The organism is Kibdelosporangium persicum (assembly GCF_013280595.1).
GTDB lineage: Bacteria > Actinomycetota > Actinomycetes > Mycobacteriales > Pseudonocardiaceae > Kibdelosporangium > Kibdelosporangium persicum.
Map to the genome: position 1 here is coordinate 40,789 of NZ_JAAATY010000051.1, position 12,068 is coordinate 52,856.

Sequence of the window (12,068 nt, forward strand, 5' to 3'; positions counted from 1 at the left end):
AGAGTGTCATCGGGACCGTGCTCCGGCTGAGACCTCCTCTGGCGCTGGCGCCCTTCTGTGCGATTATGGCGGGGAGGTACGCAAGGTAGCAACAAACCGGGCAGTGGCCAGGTTAATGGCCGCCCGGCGGCGAAATGTGACCCATTGGGGGGACTGTGCATGCGCGCTTACGTGGCCCTGTTCACCCATTCCGATGTCCGCAGGCTCGCCATCGCGGCCGTAGCCACCAGGATCGCGGCACCGATGTTGAGCCTCAGCATCCTGCTCGGGGTCGAAGCGGCGTACGGGTCTCTGGGCGCGGGTGGTCTGGTCCTGACGGGGTACGCGGCGGCGCTCGCGGTGGGCGTCCCCGTGGCGGGCCGGTTGGCCGACCGGTTCCAGCCGCTCCGGGTTCTGCTGTGGTACTTGGTGATCCACGTGATCGCCTACGTGCTGCTGATCCTTTTCCTGTGGCACGCGGTATCCGTCGGCGCGCTGGTCGGCAGCGCGATCCTGCTCGGCGTCAGTACGCCTCCGGCTGGTCCGATCGTGCGATCCAGTTGGCAGGCGGTGGTTCCGAAAGAACAGGTGAAGACCGCGTTCGCGTTGGACGCGGTGCTCAACGAGACCATGTTCGTGACCGGTCCGTTGATCGTGTCGGCGTTGGTCGCGATCGCTTCCCCGCTCGCCGCCGTGATCTTCGCGGGCTCATGCACCCTGGCCGGTGTCACGTTGTTGCTGACAGTGCCCGCACTACGGGCTCGGCAGGCCGGCGAAGCCAAGGACGGCAACCGGTTCCGCCGGTTGCTCGGTCCGCTGGGGCAGGGCCAGGTCCGTGTTCTGCTGACCATTCTCGTGTGCGACACGCTCGCTTTCAGCAGCATCATCGTCGGCATCACCGCTTTGGCGACCGCCCAGAACGCCGCCAGCGCTCCGGGCATCCTGCTGAGCCTGGCGTCCGGTGGTGCGGTGGTCAGCGCCCTGCTGTACGGCGCCCGAGAGCGTAAGGGGCAGGCCCAACGCCAGCTGGCCATGTACCACGCGGCGTCCGCGGTGCTGTTGGCGATCATGACCCAGGTGGACAGCCTGGTACTGGCCGCGGTCGTGTTGGTGGGAGTCGGCCTGGTCGGAGGCCCTCGGGACACCCTGCACCAGCTCGTGCTCGGTGAGGCCGCCCCCGCCGACCAGCGAACCGAGGCCTTCGCGTGGATGAGCACGTTCATGTGGGTGGGCTACGCGCTCGGTACGGCACTGGCCGGACAGCTGGTCACCGCGGCCGACGGCGGGTCGGACACGACGTTCGTGGCGGCGGCGGGCGCGGCTGCGCTGGCTGCCTTGGCCTCGCTGCTGGTCCGTCCGGCTCCTCAACGGGTCGACATCGCGTAACCGCTTGTACCGCTCGGGATCGACCGCGGCTTGGTCGGGTTGTGATCTTGTACTTGGTGTTGGCGTGGACGGGACACCCGCTCGGGTGGTCGCGCCGAGTTTCCTGGCTGCTGACAGTGGGAACGGTGGCTGCGAATGCTTCGGCCGGGTGGCCTGACCCGGTTGCTGTGGGCTGCACGCAGCAGCGCCGTTGATGTTGCTCCTCATGGTCGAGTCCGGGCGGGCGGTGCTGTTGCGGTGGGACGGCACCGGTAAGGTCACCGGGGAAGCGGCAGGACCTCACCGCGGCAGACGCCAACCGGGGGAAAGTGGATCATGGCCGAGAACTCGAGGGTTGGGAACGACCCCAGTGACGAACTGGGGCTTCCGGGCGTGGACACCACGAAACCGAGCGTTGCGCGTGTGTACGACATGATGCTCGGCGGCAAGGACCATTACGAGGTGGACCGCGAGTTCTACCGGCGCACGATGGAGATCGAGCCGAACGCGCCACTGCTGGCCCAGGCGTTGCGCCGATGGCTGATCAGGGTGGTGCGCTACCTGACCACAACAGCAAAGATCGACCAGTTCCTGGACTGCGGGTCCGGGCTGCCCACAGCGGAGAACACCCACCAGGTCGCCCAGCGCGTCAACCCCGAGGCCACGGTCGTCTACGTGGACAAGGATCCGATGGTGATCGCGCACGGCCGCGCGCTTCTCGAGGAGAACGACCACACCCATGTGGTGGCTGCCGACCTGCGCTACCCCGATGACCTGTTTGCCCACCCGGTGGTGTCCCGGTCGCTGGACTTCGACCGTCCGATCGCGCTCATGCAGTGCGCCACCATCCATCACGTCGAAGACGACGAGAACCCGCGTGAGCTGATGGCCCGGTATATCGAACTGCTGCCAGCGGGCTCATACGTCTTGTTGAGCCACTTCTGCGACCCGGACGACGGCAGCGAGGTCAGCACGCTGGCCAAAGCCATGGAAGCCAATCTCCGCTCCGCGATCGGCAGGGGCCGGTGCCGCACTCCTGCCGAGATCGAGTCCTATCTGACCGGCCTGGAAATCCTCGACCCCGGCCTGGTCCCGGTCAATGAATGGTGGCCCGAGGGCCCTCGCCTCGCTCCGGCCCTGCCGATCGACTTCATCGGCTGGGGAGCCGTCGGCCGCAAGCCCTGAACTCGCACAGCGTGGCGGCGATCTCGGGCCGGTGTGGCGGGGATGCCGGTAACCAGCCAGCCATCGAACGTTGGCCAGCGCTGAACTCCCTGCCGACGTGCACGCCACGCTCACCACGAGCGTGGCCGAACACCTGACACCGGCCGGACTCGCCACCGAACTGCCGAGCTCTCCGCACTACGAAGCCGATGGGTACTGGCGAGGTCCTGTGTGGGCACCTGCGACGATCCTGATCGAGGACGGCTTGCGCCGGGGCGGAGCCGTCGACCTCGCCGACCGGGTGAGCGCCCGGTTTCGCGCGCTGTGCGAGAAGTCCGGCTTCGCCGAGAACTTCGACGCCCTGACCGGACAAGGCTTGCGCGACCGTGCCTACACGTGGACAGCCAGCGCGTACCTGATTCTGGCCGCGGATTCCCAGACCAGAAGGGCCCGCTGACATCGGCACGCCCGACATCCGCTTGTCATCACCTGCGCAGTGATCGGCAGAGGGTGGTCAGCCAGTCAACCTCCAGGGGAGAGCGGGGGAGTGACGTGGAAGGTGGTGTCCTGCCGCTCACTGAGCTCGATGGTCAGCCCGGCAACCGCGGCCTGCCGGGCTGGACGGAGCCCGCGGCGTGGGAGGCATCGGACGAACTGGCGCTGCCCGGTACGGATCGCAGGGCGTTGTACCAAGTAGTCGCCATCTTGCTGTAGCCGGCCGAATTGGGGTGGATGCCGTCGGGCAGGTCGGCGATCGGTACCGAGGGGTACATGTCGACGAGGTGCACGCGTTTACCGGCCGCCGCCTTGGCGCGCACCATCGGGGTGATGGCGGCGTTGAAGTTCCGGACAGTCTGATCTGCGAACCGGATCGGGATGATGGTCGCCACGAAGAGGTCGGCGTTCGGCGACTGGGCCGTGATCCGGTCGATCAATGTGGACAGTCGTCGCGGCGCTCCCGCGGGATCGCTGCCATACATGTCGTTGGTGCCGATGTGCAACAGGATCGTCCGTGGAGCGTAGGTCCGCAGCCAGTTCGCCACATTGGTGTCGATCTGCGCGATCGTCCAGCCGGGGTGCCCCTCGTGATCGCGATCGGGCATGGTCGCCGGACCGGTGGACATCGAGCCGACGAAGTCGATCGTGCGTCCGGCGGCGCGCAGCTTCGTACCGAGGTCGAGGCGGTAGCCGCCATTGGAGTCGCCCTGGGTGATCGAATCGCCCAACGGCATGATCCGCACAGGGTCGGCCTGCGCGCCGGGTCTGTCCTCAGTAGACAAACTGGCAGCGGCAGTGTGCACGGAAAGTGTTGTGAGCAAGACCATCGCCGCGACAACGGCCCGGCGTGGGCGAAGAGGCTTGGCGCAGGAGTTCCTTCGCATCGAAAGTCCCAACGTCATCGTTGACGGACGGTCACTGCGCCGACTGGGTCAGCCGGAGCGGAGACAACCTCGGTGTGCGGCCTTGACTTCCCGGTAAATGTAGCGCTACCACTACCGCCAGTCAACGACAAATGTGAGCGCTAACATCAGCTCGATGGTAGAAGGGCCATCGAGCCTCACTCGTAACCATCTGGGAGTCCAGGTTTTAGGACATGATGCTGACGTTGATGCGCCGGGCGGGCGCTGCAAGTCGGTTGCGTGTGTGAGCGTGAACAGTCAGAGACGGACCGTTCGGTCAGTCTCTGTCCATAGTGGAATGTGCTGCTTGGGCGAGATGTGCGTGGCTGCTTCTCCCCATGTCGTGGCTCGACCAGATCTCCAGCGAGCTCATGGTCGCCGCCGCGAAACTGCTGCGGGACAAAGCATCAGCCATGCTCGACGCGATGATGCAGGACTTCGAACGCGCCACCGGGCCGCGGTCATACCCTCGCAGAGCCAGACCGGCGCGCACTCCGGCATCTGCCGTGGCCGGCCCGCATCCACCGATCGGATGACCACGGGTCATGACGGCCGTCCGCCGAACTGCCAGTCGTGAATCTCGATGTCGGCGTACCGGCCGGCAGTCCGAACCGCCGCCGTTGGCTGTCAAGCTTCGCCGTCAGCGGATGAGCCGCGGTGCGGTGTCCAGTCCGGCAGTTGACGTTTGCCGGTAGGCGGCCGAATAGAGCATTGATTGACTGTTGGTTCTCCACCATGCTGGGAGATAGTTGAACCTTCACACTCTGCTGAGGTGGGCGATGCGGCTCTTCCGGGTGAGATCCACGGTGGCCAGGCTGGCCACGATCGCCGTACTCAGTGGTTTGGCGGGCACGGCCATCCCGCCGACGAACGCCGCAGCCCAATCCGGCGCCGCGCCGATCGCGCTGGAACTCGCTGCCCTGGTTGAGGACGCGGACGAGGGTGCGCCGGTACAGGCGCTGCTGATGTTGCCTAACGTCACTGAGCATGACGGCGGCTACGACGCCGTCGTCGACACGCTGCGCAAGCATGCGGCCGACAGTCAGGCCGAGGTCATGCGGCACCTTGAGACCCGCGACGACGTCACCGTGCTGAACCGCCTCTGGCTCACCAACATGCTCGTCGTCGAATTCCCGGCCGACACCAAAGCCCTTGGCGCGCTTGCCGAAATCCCGGGTGTCGACCACCTGGTCCCCAACTTCGAGATGACCCTGCCGGGCGTGACGGAATCCGCGGACGTCAAGGCACAGGCGCACACCTGGGGTTTGGACAAGATCGAGGCCGCTCGGACCTGGCAGGACCTCGGCGTCACCGGCGCCGGCGCGAAGGTCGCGGTGCTGGACACGGGCGTGGCGGCCGACCACCCGGACCTGGCCGGCAAGATGGCCACCACCGACCCCCGCGACCCGAAACACCCCGGCGGCTGGGCGGAGTTCAACGCCGCCGGGGGACGGGTCGACAGTTTGCCCCGGGACTCCGGGGAGCACGGCACGCACGTGACCGGCACCGTGGTCGGCAGTGACACCTCCGGCACAGCGATCGGCGTCGCGCCCGACGCGGAGTACATGCACGGCCTGGTCATCCCTCACGGGCGCGGCACGTTCGCGCAGATCGCCGCCGGCATGCAATGGGCCGTCGCGCCGACCGACATCACTGGCAAACGAGCGGGCTCACCTCCCGATGTGGTGTCTATGTCGTTGGGTGCCAACGGTTTTCTCGCCGAGATGATCGCGCCGACGCAGGCCATCCGGGCCGCGGGCATCGTCCCGGTCATGGCCATCGGGAACAACTGCGGCACGGCCGGCACCGCGAGTCCCGGAAACGTCCACGAGGCGATCGCCGTCGGTGCTACGGACTCGTCGGACAACGTGGCCTCGTTCTCGTGCGGCGGCGTGGTCCGCAAGGACCAGTGGACCGGCCCGCCCGCCGAGTGGCCGGACGCCTGGGTCAAGCCGAACGTCTCCGCGCCCGGGGTCGATGTGTACTCGGCCTCACCGGACGGCGGCTACAGCACGAATTCCGGCACCTCGATGGCCACCCCGCACACCGCCGGCACGGCCGCGCTGGTGCGCTCCGCCGCGCCCGGCCTGTCCGTCGACGCCGTGTTCGCCGCGCTTGCCGACACGTCGTTCTGGGACAACCGCAACTCGCCGAACCGGCCGGATACCCGGTTCGGGCACGGCCGGATCAACGCCTACGAGGCCACCGCCCGGGTCGCGGTGCACTCCGGGATCACCGGGACGATCACCGCGGGAGCGTCAGGTGCCCCCGTCGGTGGTGCGACGGTCGTTGTCTCGCCGGGCAATCGCACGGTCACCACGGACCCGGACGGCACTTTCCGCACCCGGCTGGAGCCGGGCACGTACAAGCTGGCCGTGTCCGCTTTCGGTTTCCAGGACGCCGAGGTGTCCGGCGTGGTTGTCGCGAAGAACTCCTTCACGCCGGTGGCCGTCCCGCTCCAGAATGTCCCCAGTGGACAGTTGGCCGGCACGGTGGTGTTCGCCGAGTCCGGTCACGGCGTGCCCGGGGCGACCATCAGCCTCCTCGACGTGCCCCGGAGCATCTCCGCTACCACAGGCGCGGACGGGCGGTACACGATCCCGCTCGTTCCGGCGGGCACCTACGCCGTCGAGGTCAGCCATCCGTCCTTCACCGCACCGGATCCGCGCAAGGCGACCGTCACGGCGGGCGGGGCGACCACGGCGAACTTCACCCTGACCAAGCGACCGCCGTCGGTGGCCATCGTGTCCAGCCCCGAGTCGTACGCCCAGGAGTTCGTGGACGACGTGTTCACACCGGCTGGCGTCCCGGCGACCGCCTACTCCTACAACGAACTCGAGCTGGCCGCGCGGCACCCCGTCGTGCTGATCGGTTACAACAGTGGGGGAGGCTACAACCGGGCCCAGTTCCAGGCGATGCTGGACGCCACCGACGCGAGCGGCGCCGGTGTGCTCTTCCTCGACCACCCGACCGGCTCCCTCAACGGGCTGACCCTGCTGTCCAGGCACACCGGTCAACCCGAGGGAACCTGGTCGACGGCGGGCTGGATCGACGGGGAGGACCTGCGCTACGAGGTCACCGAGAAGCACCCGATCTTCGGGGACCGGAAGGTCGGTGACCACGTGATGCTGGCCCCGGTCGACTCGGACCTCCCCAAATGGGCTGCCTGGTTCGCCGGCTACGAAGGCGACGGCAGACTGATCATCGGCGCGTTGGGCCGCAACAGCGGTGTCATCGGCGGTGGCGTCGCCATCGACCAGCGCGCCAACAACCGGCACGTGCTGCTGTCCATGCACGGGGCCGACCCCGCCGCCTGGACAGCCGACGCGAAGGAACTCTTCCACAACGCGATCGAGTGGGTCGCACCCGAACCGCCGGTGAACGCGCCACACTTCACCCCGTACGACCTGACCGTCAGCCCGGAAGCCGTCAAGGTCGGCGAGCCGGTTTCCGTGACGGTGCGGGTGAAGAACGTCGGCAGTTCGGCAGGCACCTACGACGCCGAGGTGAAGGTCGGCGGCTCGACGTTCGCGGTCACCCCGGTGACCTTGGCCTCAGGCGCGTCGACCACGGTGAGCTGGACGATCACTCCTGATGCCGTCCGCACGTACCTGATCTCCGTCGAGCACCTCGCGAACTCGTTCCGGGTCCGGGCACCGGTCGTCACCGGGGCGCGGTGCACAACTCACGCGCCGCCAGGTCGACGAGCCTGCTGAATCGGGGAGGTCTACTCCGAGCGCCCAGCAAGGTGTCGGTGTGGCGCGGTCCGGGCACGCGGAGCCGGTCGGCAAGCAGCTCCTCGAATGCCGCCCGCGCTCTCGCCGGGTCTCCGGTTTCCCGCCGCCATGGAAGGAGTCGACACCGGTGCCTGACAGCCGCACCGCGTTGCGGGTCGAGTCGCGCGCCGAGCCCGGCTGCGCGACTTCGCGCTGGTGCCCGGGATCATCGCGATCGCAGTCGTCGGGCAGGCGACCTCTGTTGCCAGACTGCGTCGATGTCGTTACCCTCGGTTCTGGGAGCGCTCCCAGAACCGGACTCCACACGACCTTCCCGAGGACGGCACCGGTATGAGCATCCGAGGAAAGCGCCGAGCGATTGTTGTGGCCACGGCCGTTCTGGCCGCTTTGAGCGTCCCCCACACCTCGGCCGCCGCGCGCGGGGAGCCGTGTCCCGGAGGGCCGTTCGGCAATCCGCTGCCCTCCCCGGACCTGACCGCGACCAAGATCAAGGACGGGTTCAACTTCCTGGAGGGCCCGACGTGGGACGCGGCGACGCAGACTCTGTTGCTGAGCCACATGTATGACGGCACCGGCCCGCAGAACGTCCAGCCCTCGGACATCCTCCGGTTCACACCGGCCACGGGCGCCGTCACCACGTTCATCAAGAACGCGGGCAGCAACGGGCTGGCGATCAGCCGCGACGGTCAGTCCGTGTTCGCGGCGACGCATGATCAGCGCAGCCTCTCCTCGTACCACCTGGCCACCGGACGGCGGGCCACGGTCGCGGCGACCTACCAGGGCCGGATGTTCAACTCTCCCAACGATGTCACGGTCGCCGCGAACGGGACAGTGTACTTCACCGACCCGAACTTCCAGCGTGCGAACCGGCCGGACCAGATGTCCGGCAAGACAGGTGTCTTCCGCGTCACCAACGGTGTCGTCACCCTGATCGACGACACCATCCGCCAGCCGAACGGGATCGAGCTGTCCCCGGACGGCAGAACTCTGTACGTCGGCGGCAACGCGACCGGCAAGATCTACCAGTACCCCGTCAACGCGGACGGCAGTACCGGGCCTCGCAGCGACTTCGCGGTGCTCAACGGCACCGATGGCGGCACGGTCGACTGCGCCGGGAACGTGTACCAAACCACCTATGGCGAAGGGAAGGTGCACGTCTTCTCGCCGGCCGGGCGGAAACTGGGCACGATCTCGGCCGGTCGCAACGCCACCAACGTCGCCTTCGGCGGCCCGGACCGGACCACCCTCTACATCACGTCGGGAACTGCGTCCACCGGTGGCAACACCGGGAACTTCGGCCTGTACAGCATTCGCCTCAACGTCCCCGGCTGGCCGTACTGACCTGACGAAGAACCACAGGAGACCCTAGCTGGGACGAGTTGCCCAGCCGGTTTCAACAGTCCCACCCATCGGCGCAATGCGCTGCGCGGTTGCGGCAACGCCCAGATCAGATGGCGCACCATCACCATGTCGAACTGTCCGCACGCCACAGGGGCCGCCGCGTTGCCAACCACAAGATCGACGGTCAGTCTGGGCTCGTCGAGCTGGTGTACGTCGTGGGTGCAGCCTGGCCGGTCACTGTCGGTGCCTTTGCCGGCAGGATACTGGGCTCGTCACAACAGTTCCGGACGGTGTGTTCAACACCTCCGGGTAGGAGGTCAGGACCGCTGGCCTGACCCCCTGATTCGCCGGGGTGCTCAGGCGACTGCGCGACCGTCGAGCTGTTTACCTTGGGAATGAAAGGAATGTCGCGAACTTCAGGGTCATTCGCTGACGACGCAACGTCCTGTCCAGTCGCAGCAGGGCGATCTGCGACAAGGTGAACAGGGGCCTGGTGTTCCAAACTCGACCGGCGGCGGCGAGCACGACAGTGTCCGGGACATCGGGGATCAGCCGATGTGGGTCGATCGCCCGGACCTTCGAGACCAGTTGTGCCATCGCGTGCGGTTCTTCGTCCCGCAGAGCGTCCGCCGATGCCTGGCCTGCACATACAGGTGGCTGGCGGCGTGGGCGCGTTCAAGCCACTTGACGCGGATCAATTCGTTTGCGTGGACCGAACAGGTCACACAGCTCGAAGCACGGGTGGAACGGAGTCTTGGCGAAGTTGACTGCGGCGACTACTCGATCCGCTGCGGCCACGTCGTGGCGGCGCCTCGGCCGCTGCGTTAATCGACGATCGAAACCTGCCGCCTGGGCGGTGTTTCTCGCTGGCCGGTGACCATCCGGGTCAACTACTGTTGGCCGATGGCGATCATGTGGTCACGGATCCATGCCGAGCTGGGGCTGTCTCCGGCGCCGTTGACACACGCCATGGTGGCACAGGCCGTCGACCAGCGTGTCGTCGAGAGCGAAGATCTGGATTGGAAACTGGACTTTGCCTGGAAGAAGGAGAACCTGCCGGCGGAGGTCAAGGAGAAGAAGAAGTGGGAGTTCGCCAAGGACGTGACGTCGATGGCCAACACCCGCGGTGGGCTGATCGTTTTCGGGGTCCGGGAGGACAACGAGCGGCCGGTCGAGCTGACTGGTGTGCCGAACGGTGAACGGGACCGTCAGCCCCTGCGGGCGTTCGTCAACAAGTACGTGCGGCCGCTGGTGGGCGGACTGCTCATCGAAGCGCTCGACAGCGAGGACGGTTCGCCTGGCTTGGTGGCCGTGTTCGTGCCGCCCAGCCCAGATGCCCCGCATGTGATCGGCGAGAGGAACGAGCTCGGCGTCCCATATCGCTACGGGTCTGACACGAACTGGATGTCAGAAAGCGAGCTCGAACGCGCCTACCGCGATCGTTTTGCACGGCGCGCCGACGATCGAGCGGCGCTGACCGCGCTGATCGACGGCCTGATCCACGAGACCAAAGGGGGCTGGGGCGTGTGGGTGGCGGTGGCTGCCTGTCCGGTCGCGTCGTTGCCGATGCTGCCCGGTCCGCAGCGCGCCGCAGCAACCAAAGCGATGGATGACGCCATGCGGTTGGCCGTCGACATCTTCGGATCGGCCAGAGACAGGCATCATCCGATGTTGGACCAGATTGCTCGCGAAGCGGTGAACAACCCGAGAACCGGACTGCGGCGGTGGGTCATCCGGCCGAACCACTACTCGACGGACCCGACGGATCAGCCCGCCTGGGCTTTAGTGGAGCTGCACCACGATGGCTCCGTCGCTGTAGCCATGAGGTTGACTGGGGTCATACGTCGCGACGAGATCGCAAGTATGGACTTCGACGCCACATGGGTGCCGGTCAGGTTCGTTGACGCTGTGGTCGCGGAGGCCGTCGCGTTGTCGTCGGTCCATGTCCGCGGACTCGGCGGCGTGGGAACGATCCTGGCTCGTGCGGCTCTTCTGAAGGAGAACAGTTCAACTCCGCTGGTCGCGATCGACAACCAACTGCACGGCAGGATGAACTCGATGTTCCGCCAGGTGCCGGGCACTCGAGCAGTCCGGGAACCGGTGGCTGTGGAGACCGCGTTCTCCGCCGCCGACGACGTCGTGGCCTTGCGCGGCGCGGCCCGCCAGCTCGCGGATGACCTCGTCCATCAGTTCGGCGTACCAAGTTCGTCCATACCCGACTGAGCTCGACGACGGCCTCAGCGTGCACAGCGTTGTGCGGCACGATGTCCTCCGGCTTCCGTGGCCGATCACCGGCAGCGGTCGGAGATCTCCTGCGCGCCGCTGAGCTGGAGCCATCACGGGCCGGAAGCTACGTCGTCGATGCCCGACTGGCGGCGAACTCGACGGCACGAGCCTTGGGCGACCGAGAGATCGGTGGCAGGGCCGTTGTGTTGCAGATGCTCGAGGCGATGAGTGCGGCACAGTCCGCCGTGCTGGCCGATGCGCCAGCGGCATTCGACGAGACAGCCACGGCCGGGGTGTCCGCGGATCTATGTAAGGCACTTGGCGATCTCACTGGTTCCGGAAGGACCGACCGTTCGAGATCACCTTCCGATGGGCCCGCACACAGCCACTGCAAGTGCCGTCACCTGTCCTGGCGTTCCCGGAGACGTCGGGATCGCTACTGCAGGCGGCGGCCAGACGGCTCCGAGGCCGCGACGGACTGGTGTTGCCGAGTGCGGGGATCGGAGCGATGGCGGGCAGGGTGTGGAGTCTGCCGGGCGCGGCATGCGTTATCGCACCGCCGGGATCGGTGGGTGGCGCCGTTTGGTGCCAATGAGAAACGCGGCTTGACCGCCGATCAGTCCGGCCGTGCAGCGGCCGTACTCGATGTCCGTCGCGCCCACCCCGACGATCAAGTGAGTCGTCGGATCCTCGGCCAGCTCCAGCAGGCGCTGCTTGAACTGGGCCGCGGCCCCGGTTGGAGCCACTGCGATGTCGTAGACCTCGAACCGGCGCAGGTGCAGATAGTCGGTGCCGGGTTCTTGGCGTGGGCCCGTTTGGACCACCCGGAGTGGGGTGAACTCCAGCGAAGCCACGT

Annotated in this window: 11 protein-coding genes; 7 read left to right on the plus strand and 4 right to left on the minus strand. The window is 67.1% G+C overall.

Annotated features, from left to right (window positions below):
* The first annotated feature begins 159 nt into the window (after nt 1–159).
* The 3 genes from GC106_RS44715 to GC106_RS44725 all read left to right on the plus strand — a co-directional run bounded on the left by GC106_RS44715 (nt 160) and on the right by GC106_RS44725 (nt 2,965).
* Nucleotides 160–1,365, plus strand: coding sequence for an MFS transporter (locus GC106_RS44715; RefSeq protein WP_173142288.1), 1,206 nt, complete (start codon nt 160–162; stop codon nt 1,363–1,365).
* Nucleotides 1,366–1,680: 315 nt separating this feature from the next.
* Nucleotides 1,681–2,529, plus strand: a complete 849-nt coding sequence (locus tag GC106_RS44720; protein ID WP_173142289.1) for an SAM-dependent methyltransferase — start codon at nt 1,681–1,683, stop codon at nt 2,527–2,529.
* Nucleotides 2,530–2,599: 70 nt separating this feature from the next.
* Nucleotides 2,600–2,965: an MGH1-like glycoside hydrolase domain-containing protein gene (locus GC106_RS44725; protein ID WP_246368249.1), complete on the plus strand. Its 366-nt coding sequence runs from the start codon at nt 2,600–2,602 to the stop codon at nt 2,963–2,965.
* Nucleotides 2,966–3,098: 133 nt separating this feature from the next.
* Here the strand turns inward: GC106_RS44725 and GC106_RS44730 are convergent, their stop codons facing one another.
* Entirely contained in the window at nt 3,099–3,809 is a 711-nt protein-coding gene (locus GC106_RS44730) for an SGNH/GDSL hydrolase family protein (protein WP_312873409.1), read from the minus strand.
* 437 nt (nt 3,810–4,246) lie between these two features.
* Here GC106_RS44730 and GC106_RS44735 point away from each other — a divergent pair, with 437 nt between their 5' ends.
* The 3 genes from GC106_RS44735 (at nt 4,247) to GC106_RS44745 (ending at nt 8,986) form a co-directional block, all read left to right on the plus strand.
* Nucleotides 4,247–4,444, plus strand: a complete 198-nt coding sequence (locus GC106_RS44735) for a hypothetical protein (RefSeq protein ID WP_173142257.1) — start codon at nt 4,247–4,249, stop codon at nt 4,442–4,444.
* A 243-nt stretch (nt 4,445–4,687) separates the two neighbouring features.
* A complete protein-coding gene (locus GC106_RS44740) occupies nt 4,688–7,624 on the plus strand; it encodes a S8 family serine peptidase (protein ID WP_173142290.1) in 2,937 nt (978 codons plus the stop codon).
* Between the two features lie 351 nt (nt 7,625–7,975).
* On the plus strand, nt 7,976–8,986 hold the full coding sequence (locus GC106_RS44745; protein WP_173142291.1) for an SMP-30/gluconolactonase/LRE family protein: 1,011 nt from the start codon (nt 7,976–7,978) through the stop codon (nt 8,984–8,986).
* On the opposite strand, the gene GC106_RS49910 is transcribed toward GC106_RS44745, so the two are convergent.
* Together GC106_RS49910 and GC106_RS44755 are read right to left on the minus strand one after the other, a co-directional pair.
* A complete protein-coding gene (locus tag GC106_RS49910) occupies nt 8,893–9,174 on the minus strand; it encodes a class I SAM-dependent methyltransferase (RefSeq protein WP_173142296.1) in 282 nt (93 codons plus the stop codon). The two genes, GC106_RS44745 and GC106_RS49910, sit on opposite strands and share 94 nt — an antisense overlap.
* A gap of 196 nt (nt 9,175–9,370) precedes the next feature.
* The gene (locus tag GC106_RS44755) at nt 9,371–9,583 is read right to left on the minus strand and encodes a hypothetical protein (protein ID WP_173142292.1); all 213 of its coding nucleotides are present in this window, start codon (nt 9,581–9,583) and stop codon (nt 9,371–9,373) included.
* Between the two features lie 306 nt (nt 9,584–9,889).
* Here GC106_RS44755 and GC106_RS44760 point away from each other — a divergent pair, with 306 nt between their 5' ends.
* Nucleotides 9,890–11,209: an AlbA family DNA-binding domain-containing protein gene (locus GC106_RS44760; protein ID WP_173142293.1), complete on the plus strand. Its 1,320-nt coding sequence runs from the start codon at nt 9,890–9,892 to the stop codon at nt 11,207–11,209.
* A gap of 551 nt (nt 11,210–11,760) precedes the next feature.
* Here the strand turns inward: GC106_RS44760 and GC106_RS44765 are convergent.
* Nucleotides 11,761–12,068: SMODS-associated NUDIX domain-containing protein (locus GC106_RS44765; RefSeq protein ID WP_217281533.1), on the minus strand; the 308-nt coding region annotated here is incomplete at its 5' end.

Excerpts from the sequence above, each read along its gene's own strand:
- GC106_RS44760 (WP_173142293.1), top strand. The coding sequence starts at position 9,890 with ATGGCGATCATGTGGTCACGGATCCATGCCGAGCTGGGGCTGTCTCCG.
- GC106_RS44735 (WP_173142257.1), top strand. The coding sequence starts at position 4,247 with ATGTCGTGGCTCGACCAGATCTCCAGCGAGCTCATGGTCGCCGCCGCG.
- GC106_RS44720 (WP_173142289.1), top strand. The coding sequence starts at position 1,681 with ATGGCCGAGAACTCGAGGGTTGGGAACGACCCCAGTGACGAACTGGGG.
- GC106_RS44755 (WP_173142292.1), bottom strand. The coding sequence starts at position 9,583 with ATGGCACAACTGGTCTCGAAGGTCCGGGCGATCGACCCACATCGGCTG.
- GC106_RS44745 (WP_173142291.1), top strand. The coding sequence starts at position 7,976 with ATGAGCATCCGAGGAAAGCGCCGAGCGATTGTTGTGGCCACGGCCGTT.
- GC106_RS44715 (WP_173142288.1), top strand. The coding sequence starts at position 160 with ATGCGCGCTTACGTGGCCCTGTTCACCCATTCCGATGTCCGCAGGCTC.
- GC106_RS44740 (WP_173142290.1), top strand. The coding sequence starts at position 4,688 with ATGCGGCTCTTCCGGGTGAGATCCACGGTGGCCAGGCTGGCCACGATC.